This is a genomic window from Deinococcus terrestris, assembly GCF_009377345.1.
Lineage (GTDB): Bacteria > Deinococcota > Deinococci > Deinococcales > Deinococcaceae > Deinococcus > Deinococcus terrestris.
The window spans coordinates 101,039-123,744 of the sequence record NZ_WBSL01000004.1; the positions used below are offsets into that span (position 1 = coordinate 101,039).

Below are 22,706 nucleotides of genomic sequence, written 5' to 3' on the forward strand. Positions count from 1 at the left end.
CGAATATGTCATACGGATTCTGGTTGAACAGTTCCCCAAGCTGTTCAACCCGAGCAGAGCGAGAAGGGACAAGACGGTTGCCGGGAAAGGAGTTGATTTATCGGCGCTCTCCCGGTGGGAGAACGGAATGGACGGAAACCGTATCAGGCCCCCCCTACGCCCCACCCCCCGGCTTCCGGCGGCGGCGCCTGCTGCTTGCCTGGGACGGGGCCGAGTTCGCCGGGTGGCAGTCGCAACCCCACGCCCCCAGCGTGCAGGACACCCTGCACGCCGCCTTCACCCGGCTGGGAGCGGATGACGCTGCCCGCCCGGTGGCCGCCGGACGCACCGACGCGGGAGTCCACGCGGAGGCGATGCCCGCCCACATCGACGTGCCGGTGGCCTTCCGGGTGCCCACGGAGCGGCTGGCCCGTGCCCTCAACGCCCATCTCCCGGAGAGCGTGGCCGTGCTGGAGGCGGGCGAGGCCCCGCCCGGTTTTCACGCCCGCTTCTCCTGCACCGAGCGGCGCTACACCTACCGGCTGCTGCACGCGCCCCAGCGCCATCCGCTGTGGGCGGGCCGGGCGCTGCACATACCGGGACCGCTGGACGTGCCCGCCATGAACGCCGCCGCCCTGACCCTGCTGGGCACCCACGACTTCGCCGCCTTCGCCACCCAGGAAGACCGCCAGACGGTGCGCGAGCTGCGGGCGCTCGCGGTGCGGCCCGGTCCCGCCGTCCACGGGGGTCAAGTCTGGGAGGTCTACGTCGCGGGCGAGAGTTTCCTGCGCCACATGGTCCGGGGGTTGGTGGGCACGCTGCTGCTGGTGGGGCAGGGCAAGCTGCGTGGGGAGGAGGTGCCCGCCATCCTCGCCGGGCGCGAGCGGGCGCGGGCGGGCGCAAACGTACCCGCACAGGGGCTGACCTTTACGGGGGCGAGTTACGATGCTCCCGCCAGCACCACGTACCGCTCCTCGCGGTAGCTCAGGCCGCGTGGGGTGGCCCGCTGCTTCCACTCTCCCCGCCGCGCTTCTTCCTCCATCCACGCGCAACGGGTCGCCCAGTCCTCCGGGGTCGGTGCCCAGGCCTGCACCGAGATCCGCCACTCGCCCAGCAGGTCCCACCCGACCCCGCGCAGACGCTCGGGCACCTGCGGCACCTCCAGCCTCGGCCCCACGTAGAGGAAGCGGGCACCCGGCGCGGCGAGTTCAGGGAGCCGCAGGATCACACCCGTCGGCCCCCGGCGTGACACGATTAGGTCAAAGGGGCCACGCAAGGCCCCCGGCACCGTGCCCTTGCCGTCCCAGAGGCAGAACTCGGCCTGGGGGGCATTGATACGGGCCTGTTCCAGCAGCTCCGGCACCCGGTCGTAGGCCACCCAGCGGCCAGCCTCGCTCCCAAACCGGGCCGCGTCGGGGCCGTGGCCGCAGCCTGCCTCCAGCACCCGCACCTCTGGCCCCAGCCGCCCTTGCAGCAGCTCGTCGAAGGTCCGTTCGGGGTCGGGGCCGTCCAGCTCGCGGGTCCAGGGATGACGGTACCCGCCCAGCTCACGGGCCAGGCGGGCATACCACTCGCGCGAATGGGGACGGTCGGGCATCCGTGCAGGGTAGGGCGCTCAGCCCCGCTTGGTCACCCCGTCGGTCGTCATCAGCACGCCGTACAGTTCCGGGCGGCGGTCGCGGAAAAAGCCCATTCCGGCGCGGAACTTGCGGGCTTCCGCGAGGTCGAGGGTGTGCAGCAGCGGCCCTTCCTGGGTTTCCCCGAACTCGGCCACGATCTCGCCCGTGTAATCCGAGATGAAGGAGTGCCCGTAGTAGGTCTGTTCCAGGTCCCCGACCTGCTCGGTGCCGATGCGGTTGCTCGACCCCACGTAGGCCGAGTTGCTCACCGCGTGCCCGACCATCGCCCGCTGCCACATCTGGTGGTTGTTGGGCGTCTCGACCTCGGCGGGTTCACTGCCGATGGCGGTGGGGTAGAGCAGGAAGTCCGCGCCCATCAGCATCATCGCGCGGGCGGTTTCGGGGTACCACTGGTCCCAGCAGATGCCCACGCCCACGCGCCCGAAGCGGGTCGGCCAGACCTTGAAGCCCGTCTCGCCGGGATTGAAGTAATACTTCTCCTCGTAGCCGGGGCCGTCGGGGATATGCGTCTTGCGGTAGTTACCGAGGATGGCGCCGTCGGCGTCAATGCACACCAGCGAGTTGTAGTGCGCCTGCCCCGCCCGCTCGAAGTACGACAGGGGCAGGACCACCCCGAGTTCCTGCGCCAGATTCTGAAAGCGGCCCACGAAGGGATGGTCGTCCAGCGGGTGCGCCAGTCCGAAATAATCCTCGCGCTCGACCTGACAGAAGTAGAGATTCTCGAACAGCTCGGGCAGCAGCACGACGTTGGCCCCCTGCCGGGCGGCGTCCCGCACATGGGCTTCGGCGCGGGCGAGGTTGTCTTCAAGCTGGCTGGTCATGTGCATCTGCACGACGGCCAGATTGACGGTCTCGGGGGTGCGGGTCATGGCCCCAGGGTACCCGGCCGGGGCGCGGGGCAGGGTGAAGGAAAGCGGGTTCGGTGGGTTCACGGGAAGGCCCGGCGGGGCGTGTTAGCGTGCCCGCATGACCGCTTCCCCCTCCGGCACCACCGAGGTCTACGTCGATTTCCTGTGCCCCTACGCCTGGCGCGGCGTGGAGCTGGCCGCCGTGCTGCGGCAGGAGGGCCAAGCCTTTCGCCTGCGCCACTTCTCGCTGACCCAGGGCAACCACCCCGACAACGCGAAGGGGACCGTCTGGTGGCTGACCGACCAACCGCTGGGCGAGGGCGACCGCTTTCAGCAGGCGAGCCTCCCCGCCTTCCTCTCCGCGCAGGCTGCCGCCCGCCAGGGGGAGGAGCAGGCGTGGGCCTATACCCTCGCCCTTTACCGCGCCCACCACGAGCACAAGCAGCCGTTGGAGGAGGCCACCTTCGTCCAGGCGGCTCGGGACGCGGGCCTGGACCTGAACCGCTGGGAGGCCGACCGTCAGGACGAGTCCGGCCTGCGGGCCAGCCTGCGCGCCGACCTCGCGGACGCGGCCGAGATCGGCGTGTTCGGCACGCCCACCTTCGTCCTGCCCGACGGGAGCGCCGCCTACTACCGCTTCGAGAACCTGACCCGCGACCCCGATACGGCCCGGCAGTGGTGGGCACTCTACGGCGAGGTGCTGAATGCGGGCGCCGGAATCGCCACCATCAAGCGGGCGAAGAACCGTCCGGCTCGGCGAAGCTGAGCCTGGGCCCGAGCTGAAGTTCCGAGTCGTTGAAAAAAAGTGGAGTTGCGCGAAAGACCCTCACCCAGCCTCTCCCCTCTAAGAGAGCTTTTCTGCCCCCTCTACGTTGGGGAGACTGGCAGAGCCGCTTGCGGAGGGGCCTCGCGCTGCGAGCGGGTGAGGGGTCCCCCCGTCAGCGGCTCGACCCTGCCGTCTCCAGCCCCAGCCGCCGCGCCACCTCGCCCTGCGGCCGCGTCAGTCCGCTGCGAACGTCCATGTAGTCGCGGTACACGTCGTCGAAGCTGTGGATCAGGACCGCCATCAGCCCGTGGTGGTTGACCTCCAGGCCCTGAATCCGGAAGCCCGCCCGGAGCTTGGGCACGATGACCGCGTTGTTGGTGGCGTGGTGGTGGCTGCGGACCAGCGTGTAACCCGCCGCGCGGAAGGTGCCCAGCAGGTGCGGCAGCAACCGGCTATACAGACCCTTCCCCCGGTGGGCGGGCAGCAGGGCCGTGTTGCTCATGTACACGGTGCGCTCGTCCCAGCCACGGGCCGAATGCCAGCCGACCACCTCGCCGCCGTGGGCGAGCAGCCACGCGAGGGTCGGGGCCTCTGGTCGGGCGAGCCGGGGCGTCTCCGCCCAGTCGAAACTTCCGGTGTCGTAGGCGGCGTCTTCCAGACGGGCGTAGACCTGGCGGTAGGTTTCGTTGGAGACGGGGTGCGCCATGTACCCCCGCCCAAGGTCGAAGGCTGGCCCGTCTGTGTGCGGCAGCGGGACGGACGGCACAGGGACCGAGTCGGCCCGCCGCGAGTCCACCATGTTGATCCCCAGCCGCCTCGCCGCCTCCCCGCTTGTCTGCCGGAAGCCGCTGCGGACGTGCATCGCTTCCCGGTAGGCCGGGTCAAGACTCAGCGTCAGGGCCACGTTCAGCCCGCCCTCGTACAGATTCAGGCCCTGAAGGAGGAAGCCTGCCCGCAGCTTGGGCACGATCACCCGGTTGTTCGTCGCCCGGTGGCGGCTGGTGACGAGGGCGTATCCGGCGTCCCGGTAGGCGTCCAGCAGGTGCGGCAGCAGCCGGGTGTAGAGGCCGCGCCCCTGATGCTCGGGCAGAATTCCCGTGTCCGCCATGTAGACGGTGCGCTCGTCCCGCTGGTGGGCGTGGTGCCAGCCGATCAGGTCATCTCCGTGGTAGAGGCCCCACTGGAACGTCTCGCCCAGGGGCGGCGGGGGCTTGGCGGGCGGGCCGAAAGCGTAACCCCAGCCGCCGCCGAAGATGCGGTCTTCCAGCCGGGCGCAGGCGTCGCGGTAGGTGTCCAGCGAGATGGGGCGGGCCGTGTACCCGTCCCCCAGCGCGATCACTCCCCCTGCCACAGCGTCCCGGCGGGCTGCTGCTGGGTCAGGCAGTGGAAGGAGCCGCCGCCCTCGATGATGGCGCGGCTCTGGAGGCCAATCACCTCCCGGTCCAGGAAGAGGGGCCGCAGCACCTCCAGCGCCCGCTCGTCGTTGGGGTCGCCGTACAGCGGCACGACCACGAAGCCGTTGCCGATGTAGAAGTTCGCGTAGGTGGGTGGCAGGCGGCCTTCCGCCCCCTCCAGCCGGGTGGCAGGCAAGGGCAGTTCCACGATGCGGAAGCGTTCGCCGTTGGGGTCGGTCATCTCCCGCAGCTCGGCCAGATTCTTCGCCATGACGGCAAAGTTGGGGTCCGTCTCGTCCTCCGCCACGCTCGTCACGATGGTCCGCTCGTCCACGAAGCGGGTGATGGTGTCGATGTGCCCGTCGGTGTGGTCGTTCTCCAGGCCGCCGTCCAGCCACAGCAGCCGCTCGATGCCCAGCGTGTCCCGCAAGAGCGCCGCGTAGTCGGCTTCCGTCAGGCCAGGATTGCGGGTGTCGGTGAGGAGGCACGAGCGGGTGGTCAGGCCCACGCCCGCCCCGTTGACCTCGATGCCGCCGCCTTCCAGCACTTCCGGGCGGTCCCAGTGGGGAAGCCCCAGGTGGGCGGCGACGTGTTCGGGGATGCGGTCGTCGTTCTCCCACTCGAACTTGCCGCCCCAGGCATTGAAGCGCCAGTTCACCAGCGAGACGCGCCCCCGCCCGTCCCGCACGAAGATCGGGCCGCTATCCCGAATCCACGAGTCGTCGAGGGGAATCCGGTGGTAGGTCACGTCCGCGCCCATCAGCCGCCCCCGCGCGTCCGCCTCGCTCTCCTCGTCGCGGACCAGCAGATGCACGGGTTCGAAGCGGGCAATCGTCCGCACCAGCTCGGCGTAATCGCCCCGCACCCCGGCGAGGTGCCCGAACCAGAGGTCGTCGTCGGCGGGCCAGCTCATCCAGGTCGCGGCGTGTTCGGCCCACTCGGGCGGCATGACAAAGCCCCGCTCGCGCGGGGTGGGGCTTTCGGGGGAGAAGTGCTGCATGGCCGGTATTAAAACAGACCCGGCCTGGGCCGCAGGGTGACCGGAGCTTCAGCGCCCCTGGATTCAGCGGAAGTTCAGCCCCACCCGCAGCCCCGGAGAAAAGAGGTTCAGGCCCTCGCCCTCGCCGGGCAGCAGAAAGGTGTAGCCCAGGCTGCCCTCCGCGAAAGCGGTGACAGAGCGGGCCACGCGCACTTCCCCGTTGATGAGCAGGTGCGGCCGCACCACCGTCAGGATGCCATTGTGCCGCTCCAGGCCCAACCCGGCCCCCGCCTGCACCCGGCTCGCGGTATTCGGCGTGCCTACCAGCGGGAAGAGCACGCTCGCGTCCGCCCCGAAGCCCAGGGTGTAGCCCACCAGGCTGCGGACATCCACGCCCCCCCGCAGCGCGTACCGCTCGGTGTCGTAGGTGGCCTGTACGCCGACGCCGAAGTCCAGGGGCGTATCCACCGAGACCCGCACACCGAAATAGGTGCTCGGCGCGGCCTGGGCCACGCCGGAAGCCAGCGCCAGCAGGCCGCCGCACATCAGGAGTTTGTTCACATTCTCAGCATAGGCGGGATGGGCGGTCAGCGAGGCGCACATCGGCGGCGTATCAGGGCTGACCGTCCGTGAAGGTCAGGCGTGGCAGCCGCCCGAAGGCCGCCTCTCGCAGCCGCACGGGGAGATCCCAACCGTCAGCGACCGATGTGACGCCCTGCTCCGGCAGCGTCATGTGCAGAAGGGCGAAGCGGTCGCCCCGGCGCACCAGCACCGACGCCCTCAGTTCTCCCGCCTGGATGCACTGAACATCTGGGCGGCAACGGCTGTCCTGCACCCGCAGCACGGTCAGGGTGAACTCGCCCAGCCGCCCGGTTTGCCCCGGCTGAAGCTGGAGGGTGGCGGCACTCGCCGTTCCCACGAGGGCCAGAAGAAGGGCAGACACGAGGCGGTGCATGGGCTTCAGAGTGCCGGGGCCACCTGAGCGGGGGCTGACCCTCACCCCAGCAGCGGCCCGCCCTCCGTGCAGGCGAGTGCCCGGAAGTGCCGGGCTTTGTCGGGCAGACCCATGGCGTCGTAGCACTCGGCAAGCTTGAGGGCGAAAAACTCGACGGCGCGGCAGTCTTCCCGGCGCTCGGCGGCCTCCAGACACTCGCGGTAGTGCAGCACCGCGAGGTGGTACTGGGCTCCAGCGGCAGCGTGTTGGGCTCGGCAGTGGCTCATCCGGAGGGACACGATGTCGGTGCGAACGCCGTTCATGGCCCTGAGTGTAGACACCCTGCCGGGCAGATGAATGAAAGATGAAGCGGATTCGGTCGTGCACAGGGCGTTGTTTGAACTGGGTCAAATCCTACAAAATGCCGTGCAGGGCGGGCCGCGCCACCTATCCCACCACCCGCGCCCGCACGCTCAGCAGGGGCAGGTTCACGCCTTCCAGCCGCACCTTGAGCGCCGTGCCGGGTGCAGCGGGGGTGCTGGTCGGTACGTCAAAGGCGAGGTCGGGAATCAGCAGCGTGGCCTGCGGTCCCCGGCGGTCCACGACCACGGCGTCCCACTCGCGCTCCGGCTGCGCGGCGATGAAGCGTAGGGTGTGGTGCTTGCGGCTGAGGCGCTCGGCCTGCCGGGTGGCGTCGGCGTTCATACCCGCCTGCGCGACCCGGCCCGCGACCGCCTTGCCGTTCAGGGCCTCGCCCCCGGTGAGGTGTGCCCGCAGTTGCTGGTGCACCACCAGGTCGAGGTAGCGCCGCATCGGGCTGGTCGCCTGCGCGTAGAGATCCAGGCCCATGCCGTGGTGCGGCCCCGGCGCAGGCTGAAAGCGGGTGCGGCCCAGCGTCTTGCGCCGCGCCCACTGGGCAGGCAGGGTGTCGCCGCGCACCTCCCGCGTGGGGGCGTCCTGGGTGGCAAAGGGGAGCGCGAGGCCGTGGTCGTCAGCGTAAATGGCCGCCCCCCACCCCGCCAGCGTCATGCACTCCTGCACCACGGAGCGCATCTCCGGCTTGGGCAGCGGCAGGACGGCCGCGCCGTGTTCGTCGGCCTTGACCCGGACTTCCGGCAGGTCAATGGAGAGTGCCCCCTCTCCCTCACGTAACTCGCGGCTCGCGCGGGCGAGGCGGGCCAACGACACGAACGGTTCCTCACCCGCCTCCAGCCGCTCCTGGGACTGGGTGTAGGTCAGCCGCGTGACCCTCACGGTGGTCAGGTGCACGTCCACCGCGTCGGCGTTTCCATCGGCGTCGAGGTCCAGCGAGATGGACAGGGCGGGCGAGGTCTCGTGCAGCCCCAGGCCCGCCCGCTCGACCACCGCGTCGGGCAGCATCCCCACCGTGCGGTCAGGCAGGTAGAGGGTGGCGCCCCGCGCCCGCGCTTCCTGGTCGAGCGGGCTGTCCGCCGGGACGAGCGCGGCCACGTCCGCCACATGGACCCACAGCCGGGTCAGCCCCCCGCCAAGGTCCTCCAGGCCCACCGCGTCGTCAGGGTCGCGGTTGCCCTCGTCGTCGATGGCAAAGGAGGGCAGGTGAGTCAGGTCCAGCCGGGGTTCCGAGGCGAAGTCGGGCACGGGCAGCGCCACGTCTTGCAGCGCCGCGCCCAGGCGGTCAGCGTAGGGCGTCCGCGTCTCGTCCCACACCCCCAGCCGCAGCAGCAGCGTGTGGGCGGCTTCCGGCGTTTCCGGCTGTGAGAGGTCGCGCAGGGTCCGGCTCTTTTCCGCCTTGCCCCGCGCGAGCAACTCCACCTCCGTCCGCTGGGCAGGCGTGAGGTCCGGCAAGGCAGGGGAAGGGCTGGTCATGGGAATGAGGATACGGGGCGGAGGCAAGGAGGGCCGAATGGAAAGCCGCAGTTGCCAAAATCTGGAGGAAGCGTTTGGACTGGGTGCAGACGGGCCATCTCAGGAAGCAGGCTGAACACCGAAAAATGGCGTTAGAGACGGCATCCATCTATAACTCGCTCCAACCGCCTCTCGAAAAGCTATAAAGCCAGACTTGACACACAGGTAAAGAGATGTTTCTATTCTGACAAAGGAGGAGCGCATGAATGAGCAGGCGAACGAAGGATTTCGCGCACAGGTGGAGCGTCTGGTGGCCGAGGGCAAACTCACCCCCGAGGAAGGGCAGGAACTGCTGGGGGAACCGGAGGGAATGGCAGTCGAGGACGCGCCGGAGAACATGGCCGCGCATTACACGGCGTCCGGCGAAGACACGCCGCCCGACCTGCACCTGGACGTAAGCGGGTTTACCCTGCGCGTCGTTCTGGATTCAGGGGTGGTGAGCCCGCAGTTGCACGCCAGCGAGGACGGCAGACTGCTGCTGGAAGCCCGGCCGGACGGCTGGCGGGTGGCGCGGCGGCCGGGGCAGGAGCACATCGGCTGGAGTTCGGTCAGCGCGGTGCTGAGCCTGCCCTTTGCCCCCCGGCATGTGCGGGCGCGGGTCAGCGGCGGCAACGTGACCCTGCCCGACCTCGGCGGCGAACTCGTCGCGCAGGTCAGCGGCGGCAATGTCCGGGCGGGCCGTGCGGCCAGCTTGCAGGCCGAGGTCAGCGGCGGGAACCTCACGGCGGCCGAGCTGAGCGGCCCCACCCAGGTCAGCGTGAATGGCGGCAACCTCTCACTGGAGGGCGCCCGCACCCTGAATGCCACCGTCAACGGAGGCCACCTGAAATGGGCCGGATGCCTGACGGGAGGCGAGCACCGGGCCGAGGTCAACGGGGGAAGTGCCACCCTGCGCCTGCTGCCGGGCAGCAGCGTGACCGTGGAGGCGGACGTGACCGTGGGCAGCTTCAAGGCCGATTTCCCGACCGAGCGCCGGGGCAGCTTCATGACCATGCAGCACACCGGGCGGCTCGGCGCGGGCGAGGCCCACCTCTCCTGCCGGGCGACGGCGGGGCAGATCAAGGTGGTGACCGCATGAGGGAAAAAGTCCGGCGCATTCTCGACCTCGTGCGGGCGGGCAAGCTCACGCTGGAGGACGCCGCCCCGCTGCTGGCCGCCCTCAGCCCCCGGCTGGCGATGACCGACGCCGACCGCGAACTGATCGCTTCGCTGCTCTCGCGCGGCGAACTCGACAGCGGGCAGGTGGCCGAACACCTGCTGCTGCTGCGCGGCGTGAAGGACACCCCCCAACCGCCGCAGCCGCCCCGCCCGCCGCAGTTCTCCGGCAACTGGGTGTGGGACGGGCGCGGACGCCGTGGCCCCGGCCCGGTGAACATTCCCGTGAACATGGAGGGCATCATGGACAGCGTGGGTTCCGTGCTGGAGCGGGTGGGCGAGGTCGTGGACGCGACCCACGGCCACGGCCCGGCGCACCGTCCGTCCCCTTCCGCCACGCCGCGCATCCTGCGGATCGAGGTGGAGTCCAGCGAGGGCGACAGCTACAACGCGAACCTCCCGGTCAGCCTCGCGCCCCACCTGGGCAAGCTGATTCCCCGCCACGGCATCGAGGCGCTGGAACGGGCTGGCTTCACCCTGGAGGCCCTGCACCTCCTGCTGGAATCTGGTCCCCCGCCCGGCAACCTGATCAGCGCCGAGGACAGCGAGGGCAACAGCGTCAGCATCACCCTGAAGTAACGCAGACGGGGCGTGGGGAGGCCGAGCGGTCCCCACGCCCGCCCGCGTCTCCTGACCCCGCCTAGAGTGACCCCATGTCCAGACCCCTGCCCCTGCCCTTTCCCGACGAGACGGAAGCCCCCCTCGTCACCGAACTGCGTTTCCCGACCAGCGGCGTGACCGTGCGCGGCGTCTTTGACCTCAACGAGTTCGCCACCCTGTCCCCCGAGAATCTGGAGTTTCTGCGGCTGTATATCCGCGTGCGGGGCAACCTCAAGGAAGTCGAACGGGTGCTGGGCCTGAGCTATCCCACCGTTCGCGCCCGCTTCGACACCCTGCTGCGCGCCATCGGCTACGAACCCGAACCCGCCGACCCCCAGAGCGAGGTGCTGCTGAGCCTGGAACGCGGTGAAATCACCCCCGACGAGGCGGCACGGAAGCTGCGGCGCTAAGCTCCGCTGCCCTTCGCGCGTAGGCCGCCGCGTGCGGGGCGTGGGCGGGGACGTGGGCGGTGGCGGCGGCGTGCCCGGCGGCGCGGGCAGCGGCTTTCGCGGCCTCGCCCGGCCCTTCCCGCGCCGCCGCATGAGCGGCAAAGGCGGCCGCCCGCGCCACTGGCACCGTGATCTCCCCCCGTGCCCAGGCCCGCGCCGCCTCAATCGCCTCACGGGGCCGGGAGTCGGTCGGACAGGCGGCCTCGAACAGCGGCAAGACCTGCTCGGCCTCGTCGGCGGCGGCCAGGGCGAGGGCGCGGTGGGCGGGGTCGGCGGGGAACGGGGACATGGGCTGGGTTACGCGAGCTTCCGCAGGTCGTCCCACACCAGCCGGACCTCGCGCAATTCGCCGCCGGGAATGGGAACCCTTTTCACGCCGTCCTCGCGCCCGCCCTGCCGCACGTACCACGCCCGCGTGGGGTTGACGTCCAGCACCCACAGGGCAAGAGAGCAGTGCCCCTGTGCGTGGAGCTGCCGGGCCGCCTCTACCAGCAGTGCCCGTCCCAGGCCCAGGCCCTGCGCCTCCCTCAGCGCGTAGAGGGTGTACAGCTCCGCGTCCACGTCCGGATGGTCGCGCGTCGGCCCGGCGGAGGTGAAGGCGACCGCCGCTCCCTCCCGCTCTCCTACCACCACAATCTCCTGACCCTGCAGGAGGGTCTGCCGCCAGGTCGCCTCCCGCCGCTCGCGCATGACCTCATCGGTCATCCGGGCCAGGAAGTCGTCCGGCAGCAGCCCGGCGTAGGTCTCGCGCCAGCTCGTGACGTGAATTCGCGCCAGCGTGGGCGCGTCGGCGGGGGTGGCGGCCCGTACGCGGAAGGGAAGGGTCATGCTCCAGCCTAGACGACCCCGCCGGGTGGGGAATAACCCCAGGGTTGGCGGTGCCCCCTGTCCGGCGGATAACCTGCCCGCCATGTCACGGCGGGCGCCGGGGGTCCTGGCGGGCAGTCCGAAATTCCGCTTTCGGTACGGCTCGCAGTCAGGAACGTGGCCCTCACGGTGTGGCTGTGGCGGCGACCGGACCACTTCACCCGGATCTCGACGCCTGGCTGGGGGGCCGAGCGCGGCGGGGCTGGGGAACCCTGGAGCGTGATCCTCTTCGGCCTCGACCAATTCAAGGCGATTAACAATGCCCACGGGCACCTCATGGGCGACCGGGTGCTCCGGGCGGTCGCGGCGGCGGCCCGCTCCACGCTCGGCCCCGGCGAGCGACTCGGGCGCTGAGGCGGCGAGGAATTTCTGGTCGTGCTGCCCGGACAGACTCAGGCACAGGCCGCCGAACTCGCCGCGTGGCTCTCGGAGACGGTCGCCGCGCAGGAGGTGCTGGGGGAGGGAGGCTCAGTCCTCCCCCTCGCCCCGCCCCGCCCGCCATTGGGTGTAGGTCATCCGGTCCATCTGGAAGGTGTCTCGCGTGTGCGTGTAGGTGCCGCGCCCGCCCATTCGCCCGATCAGGTCCAGCGCCGCCGTGTCCACGTACAGCCGCTCGGGATTTTCCAGCGCCCCGGCCGCCAGATGCAGCCCCAGCACTTCCCCCAGCACGATGCGGGTGCGGCCCACCGTCACCGTCTGGACCTCGCGGCATTCCAGCGCGGCGGGACTCGCGGCCACACGCGGCACCGCTACCCGCACGCCGGGCGCGAGATTTAAGCCCACTGCCCGCGCCTCACCCATGCCGTGCGGAAAGTCGGTCGCCGTCTCGTTCATGGCCTCCGCCAGCGCCGCGCCCACCAAGTTGACCGTGAACTCGCCGCCGGAGCCGATGTTGAGCGCCGTGTCCTTGGGCGTCCCGTCCGGGCGGTCGCCGGGGGCGAAAGCCACCACGCCGGGGTCCGATCCCATCAGGCCGAAAAAGGAATAGGGCGCGAGATTGACCTCGCCGCCCGGCCCCAGGGTGCTCACCCAGGCGATGGGCCGGGGCACCACGACGGCGGTGAGCAGCTTGTAGCGCTCGGGGGCGGAGAGGGCGGCGAAGTCAAAGTGCCGGGTCTCGGGCGTCGGGGCCTCGGGGGTCATGGGGCCAGCCTAGCGGCGCTATCCTGCCCGCGTGCCAGGCGACCCCCTCACCTACCGCGAGGCCTACGCGCGGCTCTCACGCATCGCCGCCGAATTGGAGACGGGCGAGGCCGACCTCGACCGGGTGCTGCCCCTGCTGGAGGAGGCCCGCACCGCCTATGCCGCCTGCCGGGAGCGCATCGCGGCGGTCGAGGCGGCCCTGGCGGGCGACTGGGGCGAGGAGGTGGGAGCCGCAGACGAGGACGAGGCGGACCCGGCCCCCGAGCCCGACGACGACCCTTTCTGAGCGGCCCTGCCCCCGTCCCGCCGGGTATCCTTCTCTCATGAGTGACGCCCGCCGCGCTGCCCCCGACGCCGCCGGAGCGGCCCCCCGCGTGAATCCTCTGGTGTACCGCGCCGTCGTCTTCGTGATGGGCCTGCCGCTGCGCTTGCGGGGCGAGCGGGTGGAGGTGCAGGGCCGCGAATACGTGCCGCCCCCCGGCACCCCCCTGATCGTGGCGGCGAACCACCGCTCGGCGCTGGACCCCTTCATCATTGCGGCCAGCCTGCCGCCGGGCCGATTCCTGCAATTCATGGCGAAAAAGGAATTGTTCGTGCCGGTGATCGGCCACATTATCCGCGCCGGGGGGTCCTTTCCGGTGGACCGCAGCACCAACGACCTCGGGGCGGTGCGGACCAGCCTCCGCATCCTACAAGCGGGGGGCACGCTGGGCATCTTCCCGGAGGGCACACGCGGCGGCGGCGAGTTGCACGGCGGGGTCGCGCTGCTGGCACTCAAGGGCAAGGCCCCCATCCTCCCCGTCGGCTTGAGGCGCGAGGGCAAGCGCTGGCTCGTGCGCTTCGGCCCCACCCTGCCGCCCACCGGGGGCATCAAGGCGCTGACGGCCGAGGTGGGCGACCGCCTCGCGGAACTCGCCGGGGAGCCGCTGCCGAGCTAGGTGGGCGGGGAAGCGCACTAACCTTCCTTTTCCCGCCCCGCTGTGCCCTATAGTGCCCCCGACGGAGGCAGGGAAAGCCGGTGAAAGTCCGGCACTGTCGCGCAACGGTAACCCCCCGCCGAGGGAGGAAGTCCGAACACCGGCCCCGTCCCGGCCTGCTCCCAGCGGGCGAGCCGGTTGGCCTGACCTCTCGCGGACTGGAGGAACCGCCCTGGCGCAGCACAGCCGCCCCCCTGGGGGCAGGAAGCCGCCCCCGGACGTGCCGAGACCCCCATTCCGCCCCCACCGGGGCGGTTTCGTCGTTTCCGGCCCCCACACGCGGAGGAGAGCCCAAGAGGAGCCTCACCCATGAAGACTCTCCCTGCCAAGACCGTGCTGGCCGCGTCCCTCCTCGCCCTGCTGCCCACAGCCGCGGCGACGACCTACCCCCTGACCCTCACCGACGACCTGGGCCGCAAGGTGACCCTCAAGGCCGAACCCAAGCGGATTATCAGCATGGTGCCGGGCCACTCCGAGACGCTGTGCGCCATCGGCGCGTGCGGCAAGCTCGTCGGGGTGGACCGCTACAGCGACTACCCCCAGCAGGTCGCGCGGCTGCCCAAGGTGGGCGACCTCTTCGCCCCCGATGTGGAGGCGATGGTGGCCCTCAAGCCCGACCTCGTGCTGGTGAGCCAGTACAGCAAGCTGGAGGGAACGCTGACCCAGGCAGGCATCCCGACCATCGCGCTGGACATGGAAAAGTACGACGAGGTCTTCTCCAAGACGCTGACCCTGGGCCGGATCGTGAACCGCGAGGCGCAGGCGAAGAACGTGGTGCTGAATATCCGCCGTGATATCGCCCGCGTGGAGATTCTGACCAGGAACGCGGTCCGCAAGCCCACGACCTACCTGGAGGTGGACCCCACCCCGTACTCGGTCGGGCCGAACTCGTTCATGGGGGTGCTGCTGGGCAAGGCGGGTGCCCGCAACGTCATCCCCGCCTCGCTGGGCGACTTTCCCAGGGTGGACCCCGAGCTGATCGTGAAGGCCAACCCCGAGCTGATGCTGGGCCTGACCCGGCAGGCAGCGGCGGCCCGGCCCGGCTGGAGTGGCCTGAAAGCGGTCCGGGCGGGCCGGGTGCTGGACCTTCCGAAGGACCTGAACACCATCCTCAGCCGCCCTGGTCCCCGGATGGGGCAGGCGCTGCGGGGGCTGGCGCGGCTGGTTCACCCCGAGCTGTTCCGGTGAGCGGGCGGGCCGTGAGCCATGAGCCTTGAGCGCACCGACGCCGTGACGCCGCCGCGCCTCTGGCGGGTGGGACGCACCGCCGCGCTGGTGGCGGCCCTCCTCGCCGCCGTCGTACTGGCGGTGGGGCTGGGCAGCGTGTATATCCCGCCAGGCGAGGTGCTGGGGGCGTTGGGGCGCGGGGTGGCGAGCCTCTGGACGGGCGCGGAACTGTCCCCGGAGGACGTGATCGTGTGGCAACTGCGGCTGCCGCGCGTGGCGATGGGCGTGTTGGTGGGGGCGTGCCTGGCGGTGTGCGGCGGGGCCTTTCAGGGGGTTTTCCGCAACCCGCTGGCCGACCCCTACCTGCTGGGCGTGGCGAGCGGGGCGGGGCTGGGGGCCACGGTCGCCATCGTCGCGGGGTGGCCGCGCCCGCTGGTGCCGGTGGCCGCGCTGCTCGCGGCGCTGGCGGCGGTCAGCCTGACCCTGACGCTGGCCCGCGAGGGCCGCCGACTGCCCCCCGTCCGCCTGATTCTGGCCGGGGTGGTAGTGGGCAGCATCCTGAGCGCGGTGTCCACCTTCCTGATCCTGCGCGGCGAGGACCGGGCGCGTCAGGTGCTGGCCTACACCCTGGGTGACCTGGGCTTCAGCGGCTGGGGGGACGTGCTGACCGTGCTGCCCTACGCGCTGGCGGGGGGCGGAGTGCTGATGCTGCTGGGCCGGGCGCTGGACACCCTGCAACTCGGGGACCTGACGGCCCGCAGCCTGGGGGTCCCGGTGGAGCGGTTGCGGCTGCTCGTCGTGCTGGCCGCGAGCGTGGCGACTGCCGCCGCCGTCGCGTATGTGGGCATCATCGGCTTTGTGGGGCTGGTGGTGCCGCATGTCGTCCGGCTGGCGTGGGGGGCGGGGCACCGGGTCCTGCTGCCCGTCTCGGCGCTGGCGGGGGGCACCCTGCTGGTGCTGGCGGACCTGCTGGCCCGCACCACGCCGCTCTCACAGGTGGGCGTGGTGACGACGCTGCTGGGGGGGCCGTTCTTCCTGTGGCTGCTGCGGCGGGGGGGCCATGACTAGCCCGGTGGTCGGCACGGGCACGCTGGAGGCCCGCGACCTCCATGTCCGTGCGGGGAGTTTCCCGGCCGTGCAGGGCGTCTCGGTCGCCTTCCGGGAGGGCGAGTTCAGTGCCGTCATCGGGCCGAACGGGGCGGGGAAAAGCACGCTGCTGCGGGCGCTGCTGGGGCTCACGTCGTCGGAATCGGGCGAGGTGCGGTTGCTGGACCGCCCCCTCCCCCAGTGGACGCGGGCGGAGCGGGCGCGGACGCTGGCCTACCTCGCGCAGGGCGAGGGCCTTCCGGAGGCGGCACGGGTGCGCGACGTGGTGGCGCTGGGGCGCGGGGCGGGGGAGTGGACCTGGGGCCTGTTGCCCCGCCGTCCCTGGACTGCCGAGGACGAGGCGGCGGTGGACCGCGCCCTGGAGCGCACCGACACGGCCCGCTTCGCCGGGCGGCGGGTGGGCGAGTTGTCGGGCGGCGAACGCCAGCGCGTGAGCCTGGCCCGCGCCCTCGCCGCGCAGCCCCGCTTCCTGCTGCTGGACGAGCCGACCAACCACCTTGACCTCGCCTACGGGCTGGAGATCATCCGGCACGCCCGCTGCGAGGCCGCCGGGGGCCTGGGCGTGGTCGCCGTGCTGCACGACCTGAACCTCGCCGCCCGCGCTGACCGCCTCGTGCTGCTGCACGGGGGCCGGGTGCTCGCGCAGGGCGCCCCCACCGAGGTGCTCACGCCCGCGCACCTGCATGCCGCCTACGGCCTGCGCGTGCGCGTGCTGCACGACGGGGACCGGCCCGTTATCCTGCCGGAGGACTGATGCCCCCCAGATACTTCAAGACCAACGGCCACCTGCTCGTCTGCCAGGGCCAGAACTGTCAGGCGCGGGGGTCCGTACTGCTGCACAAGGCCCTCTGGACCCACCTGGAGCGGCAGTCGCTCGCCTACTACAAGACGGGCGGCACCGTGCGCCTCACCGAAAGCGGCTGCCTGGGGGCCTGCTCGTTTGGCCCTGCCCTCTGCGTGTACCGCGCTGCGGAGGGCAGGCTGGAGGAAGGCTGGTACGCGGCAGTGGACTTCCCGCTGGCGACGCGCATCGCCCAGGCCGTGCAGGACGGGGCGGCGTTGCCGACGGAACGGAAGTACGGGCCGGAATAGGCCGTCGCCTCTGACCAGAAGTTTCCCCTGTCCAGCACTCGCCCCCGGCTTCACAGGCCGGGGGCTTTTTCTGGGGCGAAGGATGGTCGCCCCCCCGCATCCCCTTACCCCGGCAGGTCGGTCAGCGCGTCGAGGATCAGGAAGTCGGGCCGTCCCACCGTGCCGCTGGACTGCATGGTGGCGCGAACCTCCGGGTCGTTCAGAAAGCCATCGAAGGCTTCGCGGCTCTCCCACTCGAACAGGACCCGGACCTGATTCGGGTGACCGGGCACGGTGAAGACGCGGCTGCTGCGGCTGCCGTGCTTTCGCCGTGCCTTGGCCCCCGCCGTGGCAAACACGCCGATGAACTTCTCAAGGTCGCTGATCTCGACGGTCGCCCAGATATGGATCATGGCGTGCCCCCTTCTTCCGGCGGGGGGGACCTCAGCCCCGCACCACTTCCAGCAGCTTCTCGCCGTACTTGCGCAATCTCTCCGGTCCCATGCCGCGCACGGCCTTCAGGTCGTCCATCGTGTAGGGCACCCGGCGGGCGATCTCGGCCAGGGTCGCGTTGCTGGCGATGATGAAGCGGCTGACCTCCTGGCGCTTGGCCTCCGCGTTGCGCCACTCGCGCAGCCGGGCGTAGATGGCTGCCTGCTCGTCGGTGAGGTCGGCGGCGGGGTCGGGGGCCGCGCCTGCCTCGGTGGTCACGGGCAGGTCCGGGGCGAGGTCGGGCGCAGCGGGCACGGGATCGGGCTGGGGTTCGGGCGCCGCGTCTTCCGTGCTGGGGGCCTCGTCGGTGGCCTGCTCCTCGGTGGAAGGCGCCTCCTCCTCGGCGGGCTGCTCGGCTTCGGGCTCGGCCAGGGGCGGCTGAACCTCCAGTTCGGGCTCGTCGGGACCGTCGCTCACCGGGATGGGCAGCGGAGCGGGCTCGGCGTAATCGCTGCCACTGAAGACGATCTCGGGGGTCCAGACTTCTTCCTCGGGTTCGGCAGGCGTGGGCGCCTGCGGGGCCGGAGCCTCCGTCACGGGCGCCTCAAAGGTCACGCGGGTAGGGGGGCTGTCCGGCTGGTCGGGGCGGGCCTCGTCCGGCTCGGGGCGGTCGGGCTCGGGCAGGCGGGCAAAGCGTGGCGCCTCGGTCCCCGTCCCCGTGGTCGGCCCCTCCGCACGTCCCCCCCGGTCCCGGCGAAAGCGGTCGCGGTCGCGGCGGAAGCGGCCTTCGTCCTCGCGCTCGGGTCGTCGGTCCTCGGTTCGTCCCCCCTCGCGTGCGGCAGGTGCCGGGGCAGCGGGCGTCTCGCCGCGCAGCAGGGCGAGGGCCGTTTCCGCGTCCTGGAGCCCCGGCGTGAACACCACCCCGCCGTCCACGCTGCGGGTCGCGGCCAGCACGCCGCCGGGAGCCCAGGGGGTGTCGGGGGCGCTCTCGGGCGGGAGCAGCAGCGCGGTGGGGCCAAAGGGCAGCGCACCGCCCCCCAGCCGCTCGGCCATCGCCCCCACCGTGCGGGCCACCCGCGCCAGCCGCAGCGGGAGGGTCGCCACGTCACGCAGCGCGAGGGCCACGGCGGTGTCCGAGGGCGCGGGCGCGGCAGGCGTGGGGGCCTCTCCCTGCCCGAACAGCAGCGCGAGGTCGGTGTCCCCGAAGCCCGTCAGCGTCATCCCGTGGCGGTAGACCACGTAGGTCGCGCCCTGAGCGAACCAGCCGCCGCCGGGGGCCAGGGTCGCGTCCACGATCACGGGCACGCCCAGGCGCTCGGCGCGGCGCAGCAGCCGCTCGTCGGGTTCGGCCAGCCACACGGCCCGCGCCCCGGTCCAGTCGGCGTCCAGTCCGGCGGCGGCCAGCCCGAAATTCGCCAGCGCCGCGCGGCTGACGCCCAGGCGCTCGTCCACCCGCACGGTGCCCGGCCCCAGCAGCGCCCCGAGCTGCCGGGCCAGCGCCGCTTCGCCCGCCAGGGTCAGGCCCCACCCGGCGCCCTCCAGATCGGCCAGAGCACGGGCCAGCCGCGCGTGGGGATCGCCGCGCTCGGCGTGCAGGACCACCAGCCGGGCGTCGGGGCGGGCGGGGGGAGAGGGGAAGTCAGCAGTCATGCCCTCCATTGTGCCGCACCGCGCCGGAAGCGCGGGCCCCCAGATGGAGGGGAAGCCAAGGCAGGTGGGGAGATGTCCGGCTTCCGGATGCCGTACGGTGGACCATGCGACGCCTCCTCTTGACGGCCCTGCTGCTGCTGCCCCCCACCGCCCTCGCCGGGGGCCAGGAGGGACCGCCCCCGGCCGCGCCCCGCACGGCGGCCACCGCCCCGGTGCTGCGGCTCACGGCCCCGGTGGGGACCGCGGTCAACCTGGTCACCGAGACCGTCTCGCGCACCGAGGTGGAAAGCGTGGAGGTGCAGGGCGAGGACGCCGCCGGGATGGAGGCGGCCCTGCGCGAGAGCTTCGGCGGGGGCGAGGCTCAGCGGGCGACCGGGGAGGCCAGCACCCGCGTGCAGTCACGCGGCGCGGACGGCTCGGTCGTGCTCGTCGACACCATGCTGATTCCCTTGCCCGACGGGGGGGAGGTGGCCCTGCGCGTCTTCCAGACCGTACGCCCGGACGGCACCCGCACGGGCCTGCGTTTCGAGGTGGACGACCCGACCCTCCAACAAATTTTCGCCGGTCTGAACACCGAGCAGTTCCTGGAGCAGTTCGCCACGAACGACCCCGCCAACAACCTCTACGGCTTCCCGCTGGTCCCCGGCCAGAGCCGCACCGCCACCGCCACCCTGGACGCGCAGGCCCTGTTCGCGGGGCTGTTCGGCGGTCTGTTTGGCGTCGGGGGCACCGATGTCCCGGCGGTGCAGGCCTCGCCGCTGACCACGCGGACCAACACGACCTACCGGGGCCTGAACGCGGCCCGGCAGCACGTGTTCGAGACCAGCAGCACCTTTTCTCCCTGGAGCTTCGGATTCGGGGGCGGGGCGGATGGCCCGGAGATCCGCGCCGAACTGCTGCCGCAGGGGAGCCGCAGCGCGACGACCACCCTCTTTCGCGCCGACGGCCTGACCGCAGGAGGAACCCAGAGCCAGACCCTGCGAATGCGCCTCACGATGACCGAACCGGACGGCGAGACGATGCAGGTCACCTTCCGCGTCACCACCGAGGCGACCGTCCGCATCCGCTGAGAGGGAAGGGGGTGGGGATCCTCAGCGCCCGAAGCGCCGGTCCCGCCCCTGAAAGTCCCGCAGCGCCCGCAGGAAGTCCACCCGGCGAAATCCCGGCCAGTACACGTCGCAGAAGTAGAACTCCGAGTAGACGCTCTGCCAGAGCATGAAGCCCGACAGGCGAATCTCGCCGCTGGTGCGGATGATGAAGTCGGGGTCGGGGGTGCCCGCCGTGTACAGGTGGGCGCTGATATGGTCGGGCTCCAGCTCCGCGACGACCTCCGGCAGGCCAGCGCCCTCAGCCGCCCGCCGCGAGAGGTGGCACTTGATCGCGTCCACGATCTCCTCGCGGCCCCCGTAGCCCACCGCGATGTTGAGGGTCATGCCGTCGTAGGCGGCCGTCTTGTCCTCCAACTCGCGCAGGGCATCGAGAACGTGGGGTGGAAAGGCGCTGTGCTGCCCAATGGCCCGCACCCGCACCCGGTTGGCGTGGATGCGGGGGTCGGTGGCGAGGTTGCGGGCCTCGCGTTCCAGCAACCCCAGGATGTGCGCGAGTTCCTGGGGGTCGCGGCTGGTGTTGTCGGTGGACAGCACCCAGATCGTCACCGCCGGGATGCCCAGTTCCAGGCACCACTGGAGGACCTCGTGCGCCTTGTCCGCCCCGAAGGAGTGCCCCAGCTCACGCTGCATCCCGGCGGCGCGGGCGTAGCGGCGGTTGCCGTCCAGAATCAGTCCCAGGTGCCGGGGCAGCCGCCCGTGCGCCCGGACCTCGCGGGCAAGGCGCCGCTCGTAGCCCCACAGCAGCGCCCCCCGCCCGGTGTCCCTGACCTTCTGGGCGGTACGCAGCGCGGTGTGGAGGGCGGGGCGGCTCATGTCGGGGGGCAGTCTAGCGCCTGGGCTGTGGGGGCGGGGTCCCTCCAAAGGGGGAGGTCAACCCGGCGCGAACAGCGACTCGGCCCGCTGCCGCCAGAGGTCCAGCGCCTTGTGGTCCAGCCGCGAGAGGGCCTCGGCCGCCACCGGAACCGGGGCCGGGCCGCCCGTCGCCGCGTAGACCGTCAGCCGCACCCGGCGGTGGGTCATGGTGTGCTGAACTTCCCCCAGTTCGCCCGTGACGGCGGCACCCAAGCGGGCGCTCAGGCGAGCCAGCGCGTCCGCCTCCCGCTCGCCCTCCCGCACCTCCTCGGTGGGCAGGCCCATCAACCCCCCCAGCAGTGAGCCCACGCGCCGCTCCAGCACGGCCCGCTCGCTGTCCCCGATCAGGAGGGCCACCGCCCGCACCTCGCGCACGGCCGCCCGCACCTTGGGGGCCGGGAAGCCCGCCGGGTCACCCGACGCTCGCGCCACGCACCACGCCGCCAGCGGACACTCTGGGCAGCGCGGCGCTTTCGGGATGCAGACGGTCGCGCCGAGGTCCATCAGCGCCTCGTTCCAGGCGCCCGGTCGGTCGGACTCCAGCAGGGCGTCGGCCTGGGCCTGCACCCAGCGGTCGGTGGGCTGGCGCTCGCCCCAGAGCCGCGCGAGCACCCGGCGCACGTTGCCGTCGTTCACCGCCCGCGCCTCCCCCAGCGTCAGGCTGCTGATCGCTGCCGCTGTGTACGGCCCCACCCCCGGCAACGCCCGCCAGCCCTCGTAACTCTGCGGCCAGCCCTCCCGCGCCACGATTCCTGCCGCCCGGTGCAGGTTGCGGGCGCGGGCGTAATACCCGCAGCCCTCCCAGGCTTTCAGCACCGCCTCAATGGGGGCGGCGGCCAGCGCCTCCACCGTGGGGAAGGCGTCCAGAAAGCGCTCGAAATACACCCGGCCCCGCACCACCTGCGTCTGCTGAAGCAGCACCTCCGACACCCACACCCGGTAGGGGTCGCGCCTCCCCTCCGGCCCCACCCGCCACGGCAGGTCACGGCCCCGCGCGTCAAACCACGTCAGAAGGGCCGAGCGCAGAGCGGGGAAGTCGGCGGGCACGGGCGTCACCGGGGGAGGATAGCGGCGGGGCCGGGTACAGAAGGCGGCGGGGAGCGCAGTCCGGGCCGGGCCTTGAGGGGAACTTGAGCGAGCCCCGGCCTGTGGCAAAAGCCGCCGTCGGGTCCAATTGGCGGGGGCACAGTGAGGACATATGATCGCCTTCCATCCCCAGATGTTCGTGCGGATCGAACAGCTCGAAGGCCCGCGCTCCCCGGTACCGCGCCCGCTGGACAGCGGTTTTCAGGAGGGGCGTCTCTACCGGGTCCTCGGCGTGTATAACCCCTCGGAAACGTCCGACGCCTACTTCATCCTCGCCAATGACCGCGACGAGCTGTGGTTCATCTGCCAGCGTCACCTGCGCTTCGCGGGGTTACACGACACGGCGGCGCACCACCTGCCCGGCCCGGACCCGGTGCTGGGCAGCGCGGCGGACTGAGGGTGGGGCGGCTTAAGCTGAGGCGTGCTCTGGTTCATTCAGGCCCTCGCCCTGGGTCTGGTCCTGCTGCTTCTGGGTGGGGTGGCTGGGCGGAGGGACGCGGCCTGGAAACCGCTGTCGGTCGTGTTCCTCCTCCTGGGAGGCAGCCTCACGCTGCTCGGCCTCGTCGTCTCCGGGATGGCCGTGCTCTACGCCCAGACCATGCAGTGAACATCCT

Annotated in this window: 30 protein-coding genes; 15 read left to right on the top strand and 15 right to left on the bottom strand. The window is 71.6% G+C overall.

Annotated features, from left to right (window positions below; all coding sequences use genetic code 11):
* The first annotated feature begins 95 nt into the window (after positions 1–95).
* Positions 96–962 (top strand): tRNA pseudouridine(38-40) synthase TruA, encoded by an 867-nt coding sequence (gene truA, locus F8S09_RS10455; protein ID WP_322618758.1) that lies wholly within the window; start codon positions 96–98, stop codon positions 960–962.
* Here truA and F8S09_RS10460 read toward each other — a convergent pair.
* Positions 920–1,576 carry a class I SAM-dependent methyltransferase gene (locus F8S09_RS10460; RefSeq protein ID WP_152871427.1) on the bottom strand — a complete coding sequence of 219 codons (657 nt, stop codon included), beginning with the start codon at positions 1,574–1,576 and terminating at the stop codon, positions 920–922. The two genes, truA and F8S09_RS10460, sit on opposite strands and share 43 nt — an antisense overlap.
* 18 nt (positions 1,577–1,594) lie before the next feature.
* The gene (gene aguB / locus F8S09_RS10465; RefSeq protein WP_152871428.1) at positions 1,595–2,488 is read right to left on the bottom strand and encodes an N-carbamoylputrescine amidase; all 894 of its coding nucleotides are present in this window, start codon (positions 2,486–2,488) and stop codon (positions 1,595–1,597) included.
* Between the two features lie 97 nt (positions 2,489–2,585).
* Between aguB and F8S09_RS10470 the strand changes: the two genes are divergently transcribed.
* On the top strand, positions 2,586–3,233 hold the full coding sequence (locus F8S09_RS10470; protein ID WP_152871429.1) for a DsbA family oxidoreductase: 648 nt from the start codon (positions 2,586–2,588) through the stop codon (positions 3,231–3,233).
* 172 nt (positions 3,234–3,405) lie between these two features.
* Here the strand turns inward: F8S09_RS10470 and F8S09_RS10475 are convergent, their stop codons facing one another.
* The 6 genes from F8S09_RS10475 to F8S09_RS10500 all read right to left on the bottom strand — a co-directional run bounded on the left by F8S09_RS10475 (position 3,406) and on the right by F8S09_RS10500 (position 8,388).
* The gene (locus F8S09_RS10475; RefSeq protein WP_322618733.1) at positions 3,406–4,572 is read right to left on the bottom strand and encodes a GNAT family N-acetyltransferase; all 1,167 of its coding nucleotides are present in this window, start codon (positions 4,570–4,572) and stop codon (positions 3,406–3,408) included.
* Complete coding sequence (locus F8S09_RS10480; protein ID WP_152871430.1) at positions 4,569–5,627, bottom strand: agmatine deiminase family protein; 1,059 nt, start codon at positions 5,625–5,627, stop codon at positions 4,569–4,571. The genes F8S09_RS10475 and F8S09_RS10480 overlap by 4 nt, the downstream gene beginning before the upstream one ends.
* A 63-nt stretch (positions 5,628–5,690) precedes the next feature.
* Complete coding sequence (locus tag F8S09_RS10485) at positions 5,691–6,167, bottom strand: hypothetical protein (protein WP_152871431.1); 477 nt, start codon at positions 6,165–6,167, stop codon at positions 5,691–5,693.
* Between the two features lie 52 nt (positions 6,168–6,219).
* Positions 6,220–6,561: a hypothetical protein gene (locus F8S09_RS10490; protein WP_152871432.1), complete on the bottom strand. Its 342-nt coding sequence runs from the start codon at positions 6,559–6,561 to the stop codon at positions 6,220–6,222.
* A gap of 41 nt (positions 6,562–6,602) precedes the next feature.
* On the bottom strand, positions 6,603–6,863 hold the full coding sequence (locus F8S09_RS10495) for a hypothetical protein (protein ID WP_152871433.1): 261 nt from the start codon (positions 6,861–6,863) through the stop codon (positions 6,603–6,605).
* 124 nt (positions 6,864–6,987) lie between these two features.
* A complete protein-coding gene (locus F8S09_RS10500; RefSeq protein ID WP_152871434.1) occupies positions 6,988–8,388 on the bottom strand; it encodes a ribonuclease R family protein in 1,401 nt (466 codons plus the stop codon).
* Positions 8,389–8,629: 241 nt separating this feature from the next.
* Here F8S09_RS10500 and F8S09_RS10505 point away from each other — a divergent pair, with 241 nt between their 5' ends.
* From F8S09_RS10505 to F8S09_RS10515, 3 genes are all read left to right on the top strand, one after another.
* On the top strand, positions 8,630–9,505 hold the full coding sequence (locus F8S09_RS10505) for a DUF4097 family beta strand repeat-containing protein (protein WP_152871435.1): 876 nt from the start codon (positions 8,630–8,632) through the stop codon (positions 9,503–9,505).
* The gene (locus F8S09_RS10510) at positions 9,502–10,161 is read left to right on the top strand and encodes an SHOCT-like domain-containing protein (protein WP_152871436.1); all 660 of its coding nucleotides are present in this window, start codon (positions 9,502–9,504) and stop codon (positions 10,159–10,161) included. The genes F8S09_RS10505 and F8S09_RS10510 overlap by 4 nt, the downstream gene beginning before the upstream one ends.
* Before the next feature lie 74 nt (positions 10,162–10,235).
* Positions 10,236–10,592, top strand: coding sequence for a DUF2089 domain-containing protein (locus F8S09_RS10515; RefSeq protein WP_152871437.1), 357 nt, complete (start codon positions 10,236–10,238; stop codon positions 10,590–10,592).
* Here the strand turns inward: F8S09_RS10515 and F8S09_RS10520 are convergent.
* Positions 10,555–10,920: a putative immunity protein gene (locus F8S09_RS10520; protein WP_152871438.1), complete on the bottom strand. Its 366-nt coding sequence runs from the start codon at positions 10,918–10,920 to the stop codon at positions 10,555–10,557. The genes F8S09_RS10515 and F8S09_RS10520 overlap by 38 nt on opposite strands.
* A gap of 8 nt (positions 10,921–10,928) precedes the next feature.
* On the bottom strand, positions 10,929–11,459 hold the full coding sequence (locus F8S09_RS10525; protein ID WP_152871439.1) for a GNAT family N-acetyltransferase: 531 nt from the start codon (positions 11,457–11,459) through the stop codon (positions 10,929–10,931).
* A 156-nt stretch (positions 11,460–11,615) separates the two neighbouring features.
* Between F8S09_RS10525 and F8S09_RS18165 the strand changes: the two genes are divergently transcribed.
* On the top strand, positions 11,616–11,852 hold the full coding sequence (locus F8S09_RS18165) for a diguanylate cyclase domain-containing protein (RefSeq protein WP_152871440.1): 237 nt from the start codon (positions 11,616–11,618) through the stop codon (positions 11,850–11,852).
* A gap of 114 nt (positions 11,853–11,966) precedes the next feature.
* On the opposite strand, the gene F8S09_RS10535 is transcribed toward F8S09_RS18165, so the two are convergent.
* Positions 11,967–12,641 (bottom strand): flavin reductase family protein, encoded by a 675-nt coding sequence (locus F8S09_RS10535; protein ID WP_152871441.1) that lies wholly within the window; start codon positions 12,639–12,641, stop codon positions 11,967–11,969.
* Positions 12,642–12,672: 31 nt separating this feature from the next.
* On the opposite strand from F8S09_RS10535, the gene xseB reads away from it, so the two are divergent.
* From xseB to F8S09_RS10565, 6 genes are all read left to right on the top strand, one after another.
* Positions 12,673–12,927, top strand: coding sequence for an exodeoxyribonuclease VII small subunit (gene xseB / locus F8S09_RS10540; protein WP_322618734.1), 255 nt, complete (start codon positions 12,673–12,675; stop codon positions 12,925–12,927).
* 37 nt (positions 12,928–12,964) lie between these two features.
* Positions 12,965–13,579 carry a lysophospholipid acyltransferase family protein gene (locus tag F8S09_RS10545; protein ID WP_152871442.1) on the top strand — a complete coding sequence of 205 codons (615 nt, stop codon included), beginning with the start codon at positions 12,965–12,967 and terminating at the stop codon, positions 13,577–13,579.
* Between the two features lie 348 nt (positions 13,580–13,927).
* Positions 13,928–14,806, top strand: a complete 879-nt coding sequence (locus F8S09_RS10550) for an ABC transporter substrate-binding protein (RefSeq protein ID WP_152871443.1) — start codon at positions 13,928–13,930, stop codon at positions 14,804–14,806.
* 18 nt (positions 14,807–14,824) lie between these two features.
* Positions 14,825–15,853, top strand: a complete 1,029-nt coding sequence (locus F8S09_RS10555) for a FecCD family ABC transporter permease (RefSeq protein ID WP_152871444.1) — start codon at positions 14,825–14,827, stop codon at positions 15,851–15,853.
* Positions 15,846–16,646 (top strand): ABC transporter ATP-binding protein, encoded by an 801-nt coding sequence (locus F8S09_RS10560; protein WP_152871445.1) that lies wholly within the window; start codon positions 15,846–15,848, stop codon positions 16,644–16,646. Before F8S09_RS10555 ends, F8S09_RS10560 begins: the two co-directional genes overlap by 8 nt.
* Positions 16,646–16,984: a (2Fe-2S) ferredoxin domain-containing protein gene (locus F8S09_RS10565; RefSeq protein WP_152871446.1), complete on the top strand. Its 339-nt coding sequence runs from the start codon at positions 16,646–16,648 to the stop codon at positions 16,982–16,984. The genes F8S09_RS10560 and F8S09_RS10565 overlap by 1 nt, the downstream gene beginning before the upstream one ends.
* Positions 16,985–17,088: 104 nt before the next feature.
* Here F8S09_RS10565 and F8S09_RS10570 read toward each other — a convergent pair whose 3' ends face one another.
* Both F8S09_RS10570 and F8S09_RS10575 read right to left on the bottom strand, forming a co-directional pair.
* Positions 17,089–17,376: a putative quinol monooxygenase gene (locus tag F8S09_RS10570; protein ID WP_152871447.1), complete on the bottom strand. Its 288-nt coding sequence runs from the start codon at positions 17,374–17,376 to the stop codon at positions 17,089–17,091.
* Positions 17,377–17,407: 31 nt separating this feature from the next.
* A complete protein-coding gene (locus F8S09_RS10575) occupies positions 17,408–19,045 on the bottom strand; it encodes an HRDC domain-containing protein (RefSeq protein ID WP_152871448.1) in 1,638 nt (545 codons plus the stop codon).
* 104 nt (positions 19,046–19,149) lie between these two features.
* Here F8S09_RS10575 and F8S09_RS10580 point away from each other — a divergent pair, with 104 nt between their 5' ends.
* Positions 19,150–20,115, top strand: a complete 966-nt coding sequence (locus F8S09_RS10580) for a hypothetical protein (RefSeq protein ID WP_152871449.1) — start codon at positions 19,150–19,152, stop codon at positions 20,113–20,115.
* 21 nt (positions 20,116–20,136) lie between these two features.
* On the opposite strand, the gene F8S09_RS10585 is transcribed toward F8S09_RS10580, so the two are convergent.
* Positions 20,137–20,967 (bottom strand): isoprenyl transferase, encoded by an 831-nt coding sequence (locus F8S09_RS10585; protein ID WP_194165308.1) that lies wholly within the window; start codon positions 20,965–20,967, stop codon positions 20,137–20,139.
* Positions 20,968–21,024: 57 nt separating this feature from the next.
* On the bottom strand, positions 21,025–22,062 hold the full coding sequence (gene mutY / locus F8S09_RS10590) for an A/G-specific adenine glycosylase (protein WP_322618735.1): 1,038 nt from the start codon (positions 22,060–22,062) through the stop codon (positions 21,025–21,027).
* Positions 22,063–22,204: 142 nt separating this feature from the next.
* Between mutY and F8S09_RS10595 the strand changes: the two genes are divergently transcribed.
* The gene (locus F8S09_RS10595) at positions 22,205–22,489 is read left to right on the top strand and encodes a hypothetical protein (RefSeq protein ID WP_152871451.1); all 285 of its coding nucleotides are present in this window, start codon (positions 22,205–22,207) and stop codon (positions 22,487–22,489) included.
* A 24-nt stretch (positions 22,490–22,513) separates the two neighbouring features.
* Positions 22,514–22,699, top strand: coding sequence for a hypothetical protein (locus tag F8S09_RS10600; RefSeq protein ID WP_152871452.1), 186 nt, complete (start codon positions 22,514–22,516; stop codon positions 22,697–22,699).
* Positions 22,700–22,706 lie beyond the last annotated feature (7 nt).